Annotated in this window: 15 protein-coding genes; all 15 read right to left on the bottom strand. The window is 54.9% G+C overall.

The annotated features are described in order from the left end of the window. Positions 1-83: 83 nt before the first annotated feature. The 15 genes from pqqB to U6037_RS26465 all read right to left on the bottom strand — a co-directional run bounded on the left by pqqB (position 84) and on the right by U6037_RS26465 (position 15,245). On the bottom strand, positions 84-995 hold the full coding sequence (gene pqqB, locus U6037_RS26535; protein ID WP_322845037.1) for a pyrroloquinoline quinone biosynthesis protein PqqB: 912 nt from the start codon (positions 993-995) through the stop codon (positions 84-86). Between the two features lie 81 nt (positions 996-1,076). After that, a complete protein-coding gene (pqqA, locus tag U6037_RS26530) occupies positions 1,077-1,151 on the bottom strand; it encodes a pyrroloquinoline quinone precursor peptide PqqA (RefSeq protein WP_003422658.1) in 75 nt (24 codons plus the stop codon). Between the two features lie 156 nt (positions 1,152-1,307). Beyond that, complete coding sequence (gene pqqF / locus U6037_RS26525; RefSeq protein WP_322845036.1) at positions 1,308-3,722, bottom strand: pyrroloquinoline quinone biosynthesis protein PqqF; 2,415 nt, start codon at positions 3,720-3,722, stop codon at positions 1,308-1,310. Between the two features lie 38 nt (positions 3,723-3,760). Then, entirely contained in the window at positions 3,761-4,555 is a 795-nt protein-coding gene (locus U6037_RS26520) for a carbon-nitrogen hydrolase family protein (protein ID WP_322845035.1), read from the bottom strand. Between the two features lie 12 nt (positions 4,556-4,567). Beyond that, the gene (locus tag U6037_RS26515; RefSeq protein WP_008085177.1) at positions 4,568-6,250 is read right to left on the bottom strand and encodes a flavin monoamine oxidase family protein; all 1,683 of its coding nucleotides are present in this window, start codon (positions 6,248-6,250) and stop codon (positions 4,568-4,570) included. 224 nt (positions 6,251-6,474) lie between these two features. Then, positions 6,475-6,936, bottom strand: coding sequence for an Lrp/AsnC family transcriptional regulator (locus tag U6037_RS26510; protein ID WP_150651650.1), 462 nt, complete (start codon positions 6,934-6,936; stop codon positions 6,475-6,477). Positions 6,937-7,080: 144 nt separating this feature from the next. Further along, positions 7,081-7,890 carry a DUF3037 domain-containing protein gene (locus U6037_RS26505; protein WP_322845034.1) on the bottom strand — a complete coding sequence of 270 codons (810 nt, stop codon included), beginning with the start codon at positions 7,888-7,890 and terminating at the stop codon, positions 7,081-7,083. Continuing rightward, positions 7,887-8,630 (bottom strand): HipA family kinase, encoded by a 744-nt coding sequence (locus U6037_RS26500; protein ID WP_322845033.1) that lies wholly within the window; start codon positions 8,628-8,630, stop codon positions 7,887-7,889. Before U6037_RS26500 ends, U6037_RS26505 begins: the two co-directional genes overlap by 4 nt. Positions 8,631-8,785: 155 nt before the next feature. Further along, the gene (locus U6037_RS26495; RefSeq protein WP_322845032.1) at positions 8,786-9,088 is read right to left on the bottom strand and encodes a DUF3077 domain-containing protein; all 303 of its coding nucleotides are present in this window, start codon (positions 9,086-9,088) and stop codon (positions 8,786-8,788) included. A 486-nt stretch (positions 9,089-9,574) separates the two neighbouring features. Further along, entirely contained in the window at positions 9,575-10,663 is a 1,089-nt protein-coding gene (locus U6037_RS26490; RefSeq protein WP_322845031.1) for a DUF3396 domain-containing protein, read from the bottom strand. Between the two features lie 16 nt (positions 10,664-10,679). Beyond that, entirely contained in the window at positions 10,680-11,378 is a 699-nt protein-coding gene (locus U6037_RS26485) for a VRR-NUC domain-containing protein (RefSeq protein ID WP_322845030.1), read from the bottom strand. Beyond that, on the bottom strand, positions 11,371-11,883 hold the full coding sequence (locus U6037_RS26480) for a PAAR domain-containing protein (RefSeq protein ID WP_322845029.1): 513 nt from the start codon (positions 11,881-11,883) through the stop codon (positions 11,371-11,373). Before U6037_RS26480 ends, U6037_RS26485 begins: the two co-directional genes overlap by 8 nt. A 623-nt stretch (positions 11,884-12,506) precedes the next feature. Continuing rightward, positions 12,507-12,725 carry a restriction endonuclease gene (locus U6037_RS26475; protein WP_322847365.1) on the bottom strand — a complete coding sequence of 73 codons (219 nt, stop codon included), beginning with the start codon at positions 12,723-12,725 and terminating at the stop codon, positions 12,507-12,509. 127 nt (positions 12,726-12,852) lie between these two features. After that, complete coding sequence (locus U6037_RS26470) at positions 12,853-13,662, bottom strand: hypothetical protein (protein ID WP_322845028.1); 810 nt, start codon at positions 13,660-13,662, stop codon at positions 12,853-12,855. Further along, positions 13,662-15,245: an AAA family ATPase gene (locus U6037_RS26465; RefSeq protein ID WP_322845027.1), complete on the bottom strand. Its 1,584-nt coding sequence runs from the start codon at positions 15,243-15,245 to the stop codon at positions 13,662-13,664. Before U6037_RS26465 ends, U6037_RS26470 begins: the two co-directional genes overlap by 1 nt.

Below are 15,245 nucleotides of genomic sequence, written 5' to 3'. Positions count from 1 at the left end.
ATCGCTGGCAAGCCAGCTCCCACAGGTTTTGTGTACGCCACAGAACCTTGTGGGAGCTGCCTTGCCAGCGATGGGGCCATCCGCTACAGCACAATACTCATGCCATCGAACGCCACTTCAACATTACGCCGCGCCAGTTCGGCACGCTCCGGCGAATCCTCATCGAGAATCGGGTTGGTGTTGTTGATGTGGATAAGCACCTTGCGCTGCTCTGGCAGTTGTTCCAGCACTTCGAGCATGCCGCCAGGCCCGTTCTGCGCCAGATGGCCCATCTCACGACCGGTGCGAGTGCCGACGCCACGGCGCTGCATTTCATCGTCGTCCCACATCGTGCCGTCGACCAGCAGGCAATCGCTACCGGCCATGATCTCCAGCAGCGGCGCGTCAACCTTGCCCAGACCCGGCGCATAGAACAGCTTGCCGCCAGTCTTCAAGTCTTCAACGATCAAACCGATGTTGTCGCCCGGGTGCGGATCGAAGCGATGCGGCGAGTAGGGCGGCGCCGCGCTGCGCAATGGCAGCGGGGTGAAACGCAGGTTCGGGCACGCTGCCACAGTGAAGCTCTGATCGAGTTCGATGCGGTTCCAGTCCAGCCCGCCGTTCCAGTGGGTGAGCATCTTGAACAGCGGGAAACCGGTACTGAGGTCTTCATGAACCATGTCCGTGCACCAGACCTGATGCGGGCAGCCTTCGCGCAGGCTGAGCAGGCCGGTGGTGTGGTCGATCTGGCTGTCCATCAGAATGATCGCGCTGATGCCAGTGTCACGCAGGGCGCGGCCCGGTTGCATCGGGGCGAAGCTTTGCAACTGCGCGCGGATGTCCGGCGAGGCGTTGCACAGCACCCAGTTCACGCCGTCGTCGGAAATCGCGATGGACGATTGGGTGCGGGCCTTGGCATTCAGGCTGCCGTTGCGAAAGCCTGCGCAGTTGACGCAGTTGCAGTTCCACTGCGGAAAACCGCCGCCAGCGGCCGAACCCAGAATCTGGACGAACATGAACACTCCATCATTTCAACTCGGAAAATAAAACGCCCCGGCGAGCCGAGGCGTTGCACTGCAATTCTACGTAAGCAGAACTCAGCGGCTGGCGAAGTACATGGTGACTTCGAAGCCGATACGCAGGTCGGTGTAAGCAGGTTTTGTCCAGGACATGGTGTGTCTCCTCAGGGTGGGTGGGATAGCGCTGTCCATAGTTATAGTCCACGGCAGCGCAGAGATGTTCCAAGTAGTTAGGCTGCTATGTTACTCAAAATTTCCGGCTAAATGCCCGTGAATCTTTGAGAAAGCTCCTTGCAGCCTCGGTAATGATCAATTTGCCGCTTGCCACGGAGTTTCGGGCACCGGATCGCTTGCGAGACAGAGCCAGCCGCCGTCTGCGTTGATCAAACGCTGAGCAGCTGCGAGCAATGACTGGCGATCCAGTTTCAGGATGGCGGCGGGCAACTGCTCAAGATAATCCGACGAATGGCCCGCGAGTTTGGCCTGCCAGAGCAGTTCGGCGGCGTCTTTACTGGACAGATTGGCGTTGTCGAATTGATCGGCGAGGCTCTGGCGCTGTTGCTCGAAGCTCGACTCATTCATCTTTTCAATCAGCTTTGGCAGACTTTCGAAGAACTGCCGAATGTGGCCAAGCAGTTCCGCGGGTTGGGTGTTCGGGGATTGCACGCCGAACAGCATGGCCGTTTGGCCGTGAATCTGGCGCAGTGCGCTGAAGACCGCATAGCCCAATTGCAATTCGCCCCGCAGACGCTGATAGAACGGCGTCTGGCACACCTGCGCGAGCATTCGCCAAGCGGCTTCGTCGGCGATGTCGCGGTTGGCGGTCGGGCAGTACAGCAGGAAGGCGTGTTCGCTGGATGCGGTATCGATGTGGCTCCAGTGTTTTTGCGCAGCCACGGCTGTCGGCGCAGGCAACTGATTGTGCGGGCTCCCGGGAATACGGCTCAGGGCCAGGCCCATGGCGGATTGCGTTTGTGGGTTGAGCCCAAGGGCGAGGCCGTCCCAGCGTGAAGTTGTCCACAGGGGATTGGCTTCGCCGCCGGTTCTGGCTGATGGCAAAACATGTTCCGGCAACGCTTCGAGCAGTTGGCGAATGGGGATCAGAGGCGTTTGCGGCTCAGTAAGCGGTGAATCGGCGTCAACCTGTGTCAGACATTTCAGCGCGTGCTCGAGGACGCCGGGCATTGGCTCCTGCAGACCGGTGAGTTTCAGCAGCCATTGATTGCCAGTGGTGCTGAAAGTCAGCTCGACGCCGGCCTCATGCGCATCTTGCTGCGTTTGCCGAAGACTGCGCTGCAAGCGCAATTGCAGATCAGTGCTGGCGGCGGCCTGAACCTGCCAGCGCAGATAAATCGCACCTTCATCACTGTTGTCCGGCAACGCCGGGCTGAACTGCATCGGCGAACGCTCGCGACGACCGCGCGAACGATCCTGAGCGAACGTGCGCAAGCCACGGTGGGCGCTGGTCTGGCCGCGAATCAATCCGGCGTTTGCCAACGGTTCATTGGCTCGCAGGAACGGATTGGCTGTGGGCAGATGCCAGTGATCGCCGAAGTTATCCACAGTGCCGATTTCGCCGAGGATCTGTGTGAGGGCTGTTACGCCTGTCTCGGACAGGCCATTTTCCAATTGCTCACTGTCGAGCCGCGCCAGTTGCAGTGCGCCGCTGGCTTGCTGCTGGCGTTGCAGCAGGGCTGCGTATTCCTTGCGCAATGGCGTCCAATCTTGCTGAGCGAAGAAACTCAGCCAATCGAGCAGTTGTTCGCGAATGGCGTTAAACGATTCGGCAGGTGCGATGAATTCAAGATGCAGCAACGCTTGCCCGGCAAACTGATACACCGGTGTCGCTTTCAATTCATCCGCCAGATTTTGCACCTGTAACTGCGCCAGTAATCCACCGGGTTTGGCGCTGTTCAGCCAATGACAGAGAAACGCCAGAGCCTCGCTGGACGATTCAGGCAGGGCTTCAAACGCCAACAACAAATTGCCGCGTTGCTCATCGACCTGTTGATAACTTTTCACCGCTAACGGCAGGGGCATAGCCTGCGCAACGTTATCCCCAGCCGGTAAGGCTTGCGAAAATTGCTCAGCCAGTACTTTTAACTCTTCAAGACCCTGCGGCCCAACCAGGCTCAACGTCATTTGCCCGGTCCGATAAAACCGTTGGTGGAAATCTTTCAACGCCTGTTGAAACACGGGCTGCTCAATTTGCAGGCTGTCCCGATTCCCCGCATGAAACCCGCGCAACGGATGCTCAGCCGGTAACCCTCCAAACAAAGAAAACTGCTGTTGTGCAGCAGGATTCTGCGACCATGCGACAAATTCCGCCTGCAACACTTCCCGTTCCCGCAACTGATCCTCCAGATTCATGCGCGGTTTGGCGAGCATGTCTGACAGGCGCTCCAGCCCAGCACTGAACGAGCGTGTCGGCAGCTCAAAGAAAACTTCAGTGGTGCGTTCGCGGGTGCTGGCATTCACTTGGCCACCGTGACCTTGCACGTAAGCCATCAGCCCTTCATTCGTCGGAAAGCGCTCGGTGCCGAGAAACAGCAAATGCTCAAGAAAATGCGCCAGCCCCGGCCACGCCAGCGGCACGTCATGGCTACCGGCAGCCACCCGCAAGGCAGCGGCGCTGCGCTTCAGACCGGGCACATGACGCAGGGTCACGCGCAAGCCATTGGCCAGGGTTTCAGTGTGGGGACGGGGGTGAGTCGGCGCAGGCATGGGCACTTCCAGAACAGTGAAGTGCCAATGCTAGCGGATTAGCGCTGGTTGAGCGCGCCGTAAAGCTCCGGGCGGCGATCGCTGAGGTAGCGATTGGCGGCGCGGGAGTCGAGCATCAACTGTCGATCGAGTTCGCCGATGATCAGCGCTTCGTCGAGTCCGGCCTGGGCGATACGGCTGCCATCCGGCGCGGCGATGCTGCTTTGCCCGCAATAGTGGATGTCGCCTTCGCTGCCGCAATAGTTGGCGTAGGCTACGTAGCACTGGTTTTCGAAGGCGCGCGAACGCACGGTGACGTCAGCGACGAAATCAAACGGAATCATATTCGCCGTCGGCACCAGAATCAGCTCGGCGCCGGCGAGCGCCAGACGTCGGGTGTTTTCCGGAAACTCGAGGTCGTAGCAGATCAGGAAGCCGAGCTTCCAGCCGTTGAGTTCGACGATGGGGAAGTCATCATCACCCGGGCTGAACATCGAGCGATCCAGATCACCGAACAGATGCGTCTTGCGGTAATTGCACAGGCGCTCACCGTGCGAATCGATCAACTGCACGGCGTTGTAGATCTGCCCGTCGGCGGTGCGCTCAGGATAACCATACACAATCGCCAAACCGGCAGCCTTGGCGATCCGGCCGATCTGCTGCGCCCATTCTCCGTTGTAGACCTCGGCCAGTGTGCTGACCGCTTCGGCGCCAATGTTGTAGCCGGTCATGAACATCTCCGGCAGCACCAGCAGGTCGGCGCCCTTGGCCTCCATCGCCAATTGGTGCAGGCGTTGCAGGTTGGCGGCGGGGTCCAGGGGCAGTGGCGGACATTGGTAAAGGGCTACACGCATCAGGGATTCCTCTTACTCGGGCAGGGCGATAGGGCCGATGTCTTTGAACACATCACCCGGGCCCGGGTTCGCTTTATGTGTCGAACCACCGAAATGCTTCATGATTCCCCACACCGCGTTGAGCGAGGTCTGCACCGCACCTTCCACCCATGCCGGTGTCCACGAAACGTCGTCGCCGGCGATGAAAATCCCACGCTGCTCGGCGGGCATCTCGTCCTGCATGAAGTGCGCGTACATGCGCTGGTTGTAGCGGTAGTGGCCGGGCAGGGCGCCTTTGAAAGCACCGAGGAAGTATGGGTCAGCTTCCCACGACACGGTGATCGGGTCGCCGATGATTCGCGCGGCGATGTCGACTTTCGGGTAGATCTTTTTCAACGCATTCAACGCCAGCTCCACGCGTTTTTCCACCGGGTGCGGGAGCATCTTCAGCGCGTCGCTCATCCACGAGTAGGACAGGCAGATCACGCCCGGTTTGTCGTCGCCGTTGTCGAACAGATAGGTGCCACGGGTCAGGCGATCGGTGAGGGTCATGCTCATCAGGTCGCGGCCGGTCTCTGGATCTTTGTCCTTCCAGAACGGCCGGTCGACCATCACGAATGTTTTCGACGACTGCATGTAGCGCGTGCGGTCGAGGGCCATCCACATCTTCTGCGAGAACAGGGTTTCGTCGCATTCGATCTGCGTGGTCAGCAGCCAACTCTGGCATGTGGTCAGTACGGCAGCGTATTCGCGGGTGTCGCCGTTATTGTCGGTAACCGCGAAACGGCCATCCGGTGCGTGGGCAATTTTCTTCACGCCGGAACGCGGCGCGCCACGGTGCAGGGATTTCAGACTTGTGCCTTCAGGCCAATGCACGCAGCGCTCCGGCACATGCCGCCAGATGCCTTGCGGTACTTGCTCGACGCCGCCGACGACCAAGTGTTGGTGATCGTCGCAATTGGTCATCACCACGCGGAAGATTTCCAGCATCGAGTTAGGGAAATCCGAATCCCAGCCGCCGGTACCGAAACCGACCTGACCGAACACTTCGCGGTGATGGAACGACAGCTTGGCGAAGGCTTCCGAGGTGGCGACGAAATCGTAGAACGTGCGGTCGTCCCACAGCGGCACCAAGGTATTCCACAGCTCTTTCAGACGCGGCACATCGCGATCGCGAATGGCTTGCTGAATGTCGGCGAATTGCGATCCGGCCTCCAGCGCATCCGCCCAGGCGTCAGCCACCTCCTGGAACAGTGCAGGAAGATCCGCCAGTTTCTGTGCGTAATGGGTTTTGCCTTCCAGATCGATCACCGTGCTGCCGGAGGCTGGCGTCAGCGGGTTCGGGAAAGGTTTGGTTTCGAGGCCGAGCTTGTCGACATAGTGATAGAACGCGGTGGAAGACACCGGGAAACGCATGCCGCCCAGTTCCGCGACGATGCCGTCAGTGCCGTTGAAGGCCTGCGAGCGCAAACGACCGCCAAGCTTCGACGCCTCGTAAACCACCGGTTTCAGACCGAGCTTCATCAGCTCGTAAGCGGCCACCAGACCGGCGATGCCCGCGCCGACAATCGCCACTTCAGCGCCGTGGTTGTGCTCAGGAATTGTGCCGAGGCCGGCCGGATGTTCGATCCAGTCGTCAAAGGCGAACGGAAAGTCCGGGCCGAAAATGGTGACTGGTTTCTTGCCGTCTGCAGGATGGCGATTGTTCTTGTTCATGGCTGACCTTGCTGGCGACCCGACGCGGGATGCGCGTCTGAGTATAGGAAAAGATGCCAGCCATTCTAGGGAGCGTGGAACACGTTAATAAGACGCAAAGTGTCGTCGTTTTGCCAGATTAACGACCAATATGACGATTGGAGGCTGCACACCGACCAAAATTTGGGAGCGAGCCTGCTCGCTAAGAGGCCCTGAAAATTCACCCGAGAAGCCCGATCAAAATCTTAAACCGGCTGCCCCCGATCAATCTTGCTACTCAAAATGATCGATGTGGTCGTCTTCTCCACCCCATCCACACCACCAATCTGATCCAGCAACTGATCCAGTTGCTCCGGCGAATCGGTGCGCAGCCACGCCACATAATCAAACTCGCCACTCACCGCACACAACTGTTGCACCTGCGCCATCGCACTCAACCGCCGCACCACGTCCTTGCCGGAACGCGGTTGCACCTTGATCCCGACATAGGCTTGCAATCCGCCATCGACCACGCGTTGACCAAGTCGCACGCCATAACCGGTGATCACTTTGGCCTTCTCCAGACGTGCCAAACGTGAGGTCACGGTGGTGCGCGCAATGCCCAATTGCCGGGCGAGCATGGCCACACTTTCGCGGGCATTGATCTGCAGGGCGGCGATCAGCTGACGGTCGATTTCATCGAGCACGGGCGGGCGGATGTCGGGCAAGGGGCGGCTCCATGGGGCGCAGATCTTTGGGGGAGCATGTTACAGCGTCAACCACTTCGATATGAAAGCGGGTTTTCGTAATGTCGGTTGAACGCAGAACGAAAGAGCCGCGCAATCGCGCGGCTCATATATAGGGTAAAACGACTATTGAGCGTAGCGCTGTGCGAAGTCGGCAATTTTCTGTGTGGCCTCAAAGTCCACCAATTGTAGGCCGCGTGCCTCAATGCTTTGCTTGGCAATCTCGATAGCTTTGCGATGGCGAGATGACTCAGTCTCTGCAGGTGTAATGACGGGAATAAGCACATTTTTCAGCTGAATAATGCCTTCCTGCTCTGCTCGCACGAACTTCATCAGCCACTGGTCGCAGTGATCGAGTATCGCGCTGGGCTCTGATTGATCAAAAGCCAAAGGCTTGATAGCAGCCACGACCTTGTTGCGATGTACCAAGGGAAGATGCAGTTTGGTCAGGTCGCCGGTCAGCGTGTCATCCCGGAAACTACGAATTGATGCCTGCGAAAACATCTCCCGGATCTCTCTAACCATCACCTCCTCGCGACGCTCGCGGCCGATGCCTTGGCGATCAATGTAGCGGTTGAACAGCGTGGTGAGGGTGTCGTCGAGATTTTCCACAAGAATCGAGCGCATGGGGCTGAAGCGGATCATCGATTCCTTTGGCTCTGTCATGAATCGAAAGTGGTTAACGATCTGCGACTCTTGAGCGCCGGATGTCATGAGGCGAATGCTGTCCAATTCGGTTTGGGCTATTTCCATAGCCTTGGCGAAAAGGTTGCTGCACTCAAAGAAATGATTGACCCGTTTCAGGTTTTTACGAGCGAGCCTGTACTCCATACGGCCAATTGCGGGAGCCGAAAGAACAATGCCGACATTGGCAAACTCTTCGGTTTCCGCAAATGGCGCGAAGCGCACGATGCTGTAAAGACAGGTGTATTTCATTTCAGGACGCTCCAGAATTCGTCCGATTGGCAAAGCATCAGGTTGCTAAGTATTTCCTCAAGTAACTTTTCAAGTCCGGCTGCGCCGATGGAGTCACGCCACTCGGCAGGAATGTCTGAGCATAGGTCACTAAACCGTCCAGCAGTGTCATGCATACGCTGACCGTATTCAACTTTGTCGACCAGATCCAGTTGCCATGCTCGATTCTCGGGACCAAACACATGGCTCTCAGCGAACTTTTTAGCGTCCAGTGGCCATTTGAATGCCTGATTGTGATCGATCAGTTGTAGCTGGTTGTTGGTGCTACACATCAGAAGATTCGGACGCCCACCGAATGGCCCTAGCTGACGATCACCGTTACCTACCCAGTAATCAAAAATAAAGACTGCTTTTTGAAGGTTGCTCGGAACCTGCAGGGCCTGTGAGTAAAGCAAATCGGCGGCGTCGGCGATGTAGGCAAGCGCATAGCTGTCCCCAGGTCCGAGATCACTGCGAGCTTCCGGGTTGTAGCGCAACAACGCTGGATCGACATAGATACAGCCGTGCTCGGGGATTGGTAAACCGAATTGAGCAGCCAGGCGAGCACAGAGCAATTCGGCAATGCGTTCAGCGGGCGGCAGTTCCAATCCTTTGACCACATAGTGTCTGTCATTGTTTGCACGACACAGGAATGGGCGTGTGATGCCACCTTCCAGTCGACGAATGATCTCAACCGCTTCTATGTAGTTACCGACGGCCATTCATGGCTCCCTGATAAGTCCGCTTGTCAGACAATACTGGTCTGCCTATCGATGCACCATGCCTCGTTATTATTTCCGCGCGACATTGATTGGATAGCAATATTTGTAAACGTCGACGCCCCGATCTGTCGGGGCGCGTAATGAGGCAAGTGGCACTAATCCTTTGTTCGATCAGTGGTCGTAACGTCGTGATTGATGACCTTCACTACATCATCAATCACCGCTTTGCTCATTGCAGTCAGGAAATACGCGGCCCAGGCATGGCGGTCGGTGGCTTTGTCGTACGCTGCTTCTTCCGCGAAGGCTTTGACCAGAAACAGCAGGTCGGAAGCTTGGCTCAGTGCGCCGCCGATCGGGACGCCAGCACCGACGTGGAAGAGGGGTTGGTTGTTGCAATAAATGAAGGGGGTCAGGCCGATGGTTTTTAGATCTGAACTGGGCGGAGGTATTGCAGTCATGGTGTTACTCCTAATTTGATAGGACACCACATCCGTTTCCATGCGGATGGGTGACAGCTGTGCGCAGTTTGGAAACCGGGAAATTAGGAAACCGGCACGTCCGAAAACGTCCCGCGCACAGCCGTCATAACTCTGGATTGCAACGAGCAGACTTGCGATCACATAGGGCGATGTACTGTGGCGCTAATTTAACCGGGTTTCCAAGCCCGGCCGCTGATATGCAGCGACCTTAGGAGGGTAGCCCGGCTCAGAGCGGTGCAACACAATCACAAAGCACCCGAATGCGAGTTTCGGAGTTTGCCTACAAGGATTGCGGACGTCTTCTGATAAAACGATACCGTAAGTAAACAAAGCTAAACTTCGAATCGCCCAATCGAGCGCTCCTACTTGTTGCTTCTTACCCTTTAACCTCGGCAAACGCCTTTCGGAATTTGCGCATGTTTGTGTGTGTGCAGCGAGCGTCGGTTTTTCTCTGCGTGCAGACCGCTACAAGCGTTCTGCCAACGCATTCATAGAGTCCAGAGGCGGTTCGTCGCGCAGCAACTTGAGGCGCCAGTCTGTAATCGAACTGTCGTCAACATCCAGGCGTTTAAGCCACTGATCGGCTGACCATCCGACCAACCTCAACTCCCCCGCGTGACTGTTGCCATGCAGCGACTCGACAGACTCGTAGCGAACAGGTTTGAGCAGATGGTTTATCAGTACATATGGCGCTGGTCTCAGATCCTCGCCATCGCCGGCTATGTACGGGTGAGCGCCCGACTGGATGATCACACCTTCGTCGTAGGTATAAAACGCGAAATGGCTAGCGGGTAGCTGTGCTCGCAAAGCTTCCAGGCCGCCGGCTGACTCAAGGCGTTCATTATCTAAAAGTGTGAGCCAACTGACCGTTTTAATCTTGGCTTGCTTGAAGGTTTTACGACCCGACAGCAAGAATGCGGAGCCCACATCCAGACCCGGCATACGCGCGGCCATGAAAGCCTCAGTGGGCTGATTGTCATCCTGATTGCCGATCGACAGATTGAACGCATGGCCTGCGTAGCCTTGTTGTGGGTTCAGTCGTCGTGCGAATCCATGGAACAGCTTCAAGAAGCTCAGCGGATTTTGTTCCTGGAACAACAGCGGTACCGAAAACTCCAGTACACCGATATTGTTCCCCATGTTGGCTTGCCAGGCACGAGGTCCCAGAATGCTGAAAAGCCATGCGCTCGCATCTTTGGACTGTTTGCCGCTGGTGTAATGGAAGCTCAGGAAGTCGTTCTCTCCCATAGGTTCCATCATTTTGCGCAGCGTACGCGCCTGAGCGTAGGGCGTTACACGTTCTCCCTGAGGTGGGCTGTCACGTACGACCCACGTCAAATGATCCGCGGCCAATGCCTGGAACTCGTCGAAGCATTTGCACAGCGCCTCGCGAACCAAGGGAGTATGGGCATCCTTGATGTACAACGTTGCGCGTAAACAGAGAACAGCGCCGATATAGTCCCCGGGCCCGCCTTTCATCAGCAGACTGCCCGGTACTTCCAGTACATGGGGCTGCTTGATCAACTCTGCAGCCATGTCGAATGGTTGTTCCATTGTGTGCTCCATCAACTTAATACGCAGGCAGCATGGGTCGAGGGCTGCGTCCGCGGCTCACCACATACAAGATGGCGCTGGCGATCGCTGCTGCCCATCCCAGTTGCTCGACCGGGATTTTGGATGTCTGTTTTTTTTGACTGCAGTCACAGTCTTCAGGGCTCATTATCACGACCTTCTTTCCACTGCCTGCGATCCTTTCATAAGCTTGAGCTTGCTCGGGATCTTCCGGGTCCGGGGGGAACTTCATCTCCACCAGCACTTTGATATTGTCTTGGGTGGGTGCTCCCCTCGGGTTATTCAGGACGAGCACATCGGGTCGTCGAATCATGCCGCTGTTTTTCACGAACGGTGGATGCTTAGGATCTGCATCCCAGTACTTCTCGATCCAGCCCGGAATCCAGCCATGCGGGTTAGTGCCTGTCTGACTATCCAGAATCGGCACCGGAGGTTCTTTGGTCATGTCGTAACTGATTTCCGGTTTGTATGGACTTCTTCCTTGCAGAAGTTCGTCCAGCTCGCCCAAACGTTGCGCGACACAGGACTGCTTGAGGCTCTTGCCGTCCTTGCTGATGTTCGGCGTAGCGCTGCAGTGACACATCGCCGAGCAAAGTACTTCCCGGTCCTGCGGGTCGAGTTTGGGTTCCAGGACGCTGACAGGGTTCATCTGACCCTCTGGTTTCATGCCACCTTGGGATACGGACGGTTCAGTCATTGCTTTCACCCTGCACGAGGTCGATATGAAGGGTTTGCGGCGATTTGTCCTTGACCCAACGGGTCATACCCTCGGCATCCGTGGTGTCGAAGAAGCTGGTGCCGGAGGAGGACCAGACCTTGACCTTGCGGCCAGCCATGGGCTTGCCGGTTTCTTGGTTGATCAATTGAAAGCGCCCGGAGAATGGCGCGGGTAGCGACGGGATCGGGATGAAGGGTGCGGGAGTATGCGTGTTGCCGATGATGATCGTACTCGCGCCTTGAATGACCGGTGCACCGTGGTCGGTGACGCTGCCAAGCACAGCGGCGGGTTGGCCGTTGATCAAAACGGTGGAGCAGACCCCTGAAGCAATGTGGCCTCCGCAAGCGGTGGCGTCGTTCAGTCGTGCGGCCTGCAGGCCTTCGAACATCACGTCCGGGGAACCCGCAACGATTGGGTTGGTTGCATGTCCAGGCAAAGGGCAGGCGGTCGGATCTGTAACGCGTGCAGCAGGTTTACCACTCATTTTGCGAATCCTTGCAAAAGGGCGATTGCGGCGCAAAGCTCGGCAGGCCTCAAGTCCGGGTGCCGCTGGTGAGCCAGTCTCAGGTGTCGCGAAGCAACTACCGGTGCTGCGCGTTGGTTAAAGGCCGCCGTCATGTAAGCAGAAACCTTCGCCCTTTAGCAAATACCCTGGTCGATGGCCTTAGTGGATGGTGTTCGAAAGATGACTCGCCCAGGCAGGGATGAGGTGTCTGTCGCAGCAGCAGTGTCCAAGAGTGAACAGATTATGGACGGAACAAGCTATTCCGCGATTTGAGGATCCGCATTTTTTTCGCTTCAGATACGCAAAAGCCGCGCATTTGCGCGGCTTTCAGGTTTGGTGGGCCCACACGGACTTGAACCGTGGACCAAAGGATTATGAGTTGGCTTGTGAAGCTGCAAGCCTGGCGTAATCATACGTAAGCGAGGGGAAGTATAACAAGCTAAAAGTAGCGTGTTTATAGGGCTGAGCGTAGTTTTGCGAAAGTGGTGAAAACTGGGCACTGTACCGCTAGAGTACTTTTTTGTACCCGGCTGGGTAGCGAGAATGCTTCTGATAAAAGCCTGTCGACGACGAATTTCATTCACCATCAAAATAGTCACTATCTAGAGTAGCTTGATCTGTCTCGTGCTCATGCCGACCTCATGATCCATCATCAGGTTGACTAGGCGATTACCGTCAGCCAACACCATCCTTTCCACCGAGCGTGCGAAGCCGGTGGCTTGGCGGTGAAGTCCAAATAATACTCGTTTGGCCTTTTGACTTGCTAGCGCTCTATAGAACGCTTGCAGATCGGGGTGTCCTGCTGTGCCCCGTCTCTCCACTTTGTCCGCCGGCAGCACTGCCGGATTCTGGCAGATATAGGTAAAGCCTGCTTGTGTTAGCCTGCAGTATTTATGGTGGTCCTTCACCGATCTTCACAGTTAGAAAAAGAGCTTTATTGCTGCGATGTCAATCCAACTGCAAAATTTCTTTAACTTCGGTTAAATCGCGATGAGGTCTCAAATACACTACAGCTGCTCTTGATAACCTCTCGGTGTCACGGACCATCTTTCGTAAAGCCAATTTGGCTTGATGAACATTTTGGCCCTCTCGAATATTTGTAACTGCGCTTTCGACATCAATTCTTATTTTGTTTCTCGCCCTTACGATGCGGGTTTCATGCAGGTGGAAGATATCGATGGAGTTAAGGACCTTGCGAGTCTCATCGTCCGTGGCTTCTGGTTTTGGTTCTGGTTTTCCATCTCTGTCAAACCACAGAAGCTTCTCGTCGTCTGGATTGAAAGGATCTAGAAAATCTGGAATCTCATCGCGTAAGGCTTGGTCGTCAGCTGGAGTGAATGCTCTGCTCTCGGGATTGGCCAAGGGGAACATGCATGCTTTACCTCCTTTCGTTTCGTCAAATATGCGCCTGCTATTACAAAATGTGCAAGCGCATCGATAATTCTCCCAATCAAACGCCAACCACCAGTAGCCTTGGTGCTCCAGTTCGGTCTCTACCTTGTTTTTTGGGCGAAAGTGGTCCACAGGAATATCAGCACGGATATCTTCTGCTTCGCAGTACCAACATTTCCTTCTCAGTTTCTCTGGAAGTAGTTCGTAGAAAGAACGCCATATGTTGGAAGATGTTACTTTCTTTAGTATTTTCTTTCTTGTGGCTGAATCAGGCGCGTTGAGCAATTCATGCTTTGCCTGCTCAGCAGCATCTCGCCAAGATTGAGTTAAGCATTCTTCAATATCGTCTTTACAAATCCAACGCATTATTTTGCCTCGCTAGATTTATTATGATACTTTTTTCTTAGGTAATCCATGAAGTCAGGATCATCTGTAGATAGGTTAAAACCTAGTTCGGCTAATTCGGTATTCAGGCGTGCCAAGTACTCTAATTCTGTTTCGGCTGCTTGGCCTGGTTCTCGCTGAATGGATTCTTGAGATAGCGAGTCTTTGCTGGCAAGCTTATTGCGTGAGTCCAGTTTGCGTTGAGTTATGTCGTCAAGAGTTGTTTTAAGGCCGAACATGTCGCTGCGAAGAATTAGATTGATCCCCATTCCTCTAGGGCTTTCCTCTGGCTCTTTAGCATGAACTTGAGCATCTGCATCAGACCACATTACTTGTACTTGCTGTTTTTCAAGCTCGGCGATTGCTAGTGGGTGATGGGTCACCATCAACAAATGGCTAGTCTCGTGGTTAGGAACAAACTTGCGCAAGAAACTCAAATATTTTACCGCCCAAGATGGATTCAAATGGGTGTCAGGCTCGTCCAACAGGAAAAGGGAGTCTTTGCCGCCGGTAAATTTTAGTAGCCCTAGCACGGTTAATAACTGTTGCTCACCTTCGCTAAGTTCTCTGAAGGTAAGTGGTGTGTTACTGCGAGACACTTTAACACGAATGCTAACCTCCGAAATTATCTCTGACAGAAGAGTGCTTTCCAGCATCTTAAAAAGCTCGTCTGGAGTCAGATCTTTTGCAAACTCGCGCAGTGATTCAAGGTTTGGCAAAAACAGGTGAAGAAACTCATTGCGGATATTGTTTCCTGTTAGCGATGAGTTTTCCTGTCTTGTCACCTTTACTGGCGCTATTGTGAACTTAATAAGGTCATCTAAGAACCTACGAACTACACCTCTAGCTCCCCAAAACAGTTCACCCTTCTGCTTTGCCCATTCAGGTTGTCGCATGACAAAATGGATGCTGTCGAGGCCTTCAATACCTAAGTGTTCGCGTAAGAAATCTTTTTCGATACTGTCTTGTTGTGATAAAAAAAACGCCAATAATACAAATTGGCTGTGATGTGGTTTGGCGTAGAATAAAGGTCGAATTTCGCCTTTTAAATCTAACTCGTCCTTGAGTAACTTGCGGTAGAAATCGTTTCTATGCTTGCGGAAATACCTTTCTAAACGATCACTCGGGCCAGAATAATAGGCGAATACGTACTTTGGCAAGTAAGGGGCATTACTACTCTTGTCTCGTTTTACTTGGGAAAACGGTATGGACTCCCATTTGTTATTTGAGCCAAATATGTCGGCGGGTTCTTTGAGGTTTAACTCTCTGACTTGGATCTCGTATTGTTTGGCCAAACTTCCGCGAATAGGATCGGCGTCAATTTGGATTTCCTGCCAGCGTTCTGAGTTTTTCTGGCCCAATCGATAGGTAAGTATGTAAGAGAAAGGTGGACTTTCACCTAAGTCAAGGTTGCGAAAGATCGCGACTAGGGCTTCGAGTACATTGGATTTGCCCGAGCCATTGCATCCTACCACGACCGTCATCAGGTTGTGTTCATCAAAGTCCACAGTCACGTCTTCAAGGTTTTTGAATCGTGAGCGGATGTGAAGCTTGTCCACCTTCAT

Origin of the sequence: Pseudomonas sp. B33.4, assembly GCF_034555375.1 — a bacterium.
Classification (GTDB): Bacteria; Pseudomonadota; Gammaproteobacteria; order Pseudomonadales; family Pseudomonadaceae; genus Aquipseudomonas.
The sequence above is the reverse complement of the archived record's forward strand: the minus strand, read 5'-3'. Positions and strand labels throughout refer to the sequence as shown.

Excerpts from the sequence above, each read along its gene's own strand:
- U6037_RS26505 (WP_322845034.1), bottom strand. The coding sequence starts at position 7,890 with ATGAAATACACCTGTCTTTACAGCATCGTGCGCTTCGCGCCATTTGCG.
- pqqB (WP_322845037.1), bottom strand. The coding sequence starts at position 995 with ATGTTCGTCCAGATTCTGGGTTCGGCCGCTGGCGGCGGTTTTCCGCAG.
- U6037_RS26500 (WP_322845033.1), bottom strand. The coding sequence starts at position 8,630 with ATGGCCGTCGGTAACTACATAGAAGCGGTTGAGATCATTCGTCGACTG.
- U6037_RS26515 (WP_008085177.1), bottom strand. The coding sequence starts at position 6,250 with ATGAACAAGAACAATCGCCATCCTGCAGACGGCAAGAAACCAGTCACC.
- U6037_RS26495 (WP_322845032.1), bottom strand. The coding sequence starts at position 9,088 with ATGACTGCAATACCTCCGCCCAGTTCAGATCTAAAAACCATCGGCCTG.
- U6037_RS26490 (WP_322845031.1), bottom strand. The coding sequence starts at position 10,663 with ATGGAACAACCATTCGACATGGCTGCAGAGTTGATCAAGCAGCCCCAT.
- pqqF (WP_322845036.1), bottom strand. The coding sequence starts at position 3,722 with ATGCCTGCGCCGACTCACCCCCGTCCCCACACTGAAACCCTGGCCAAT.
- U6037_RS26485 (WP_322845030.1), bottom strand. The coding sequence starts at position 11,378 with ATGACTGAACCGTCCGTATCCCAAGGTGGCATGAAACCAGAGGGTCAG.
- U6037_RS26520 (WP_322845035.1), bottom strand. The coding sequence starts at position 4,555 with ATGCGTGTAGCCCTTTACCAATGTCCGCCACTGCCCCTGGACCCCGCC.
- U6037_RS26465 (WP_322845027.1), bottom strand. The coding sequence starts at position 15,245 with ATGAAGGTGGACAAGCTTCACATCCGCTCACGATTCAAAAACCTTGAA.
- U6037_RS26470 (WP_322845028.1), bottom strand. The coding sequence starts at position 13,662 with ATGCGTTGGATTTGTAAAGACGATATTGAAGAATGCTTAACTCAATCT.
- U6037_RS26480 (WP_322845029.1), bottom strand. The coding sequence starts at position 11,883 with ATGAGTGGTAAACCTGCTGCACGCGTTACAGATCCGACCGCCTGCCCT.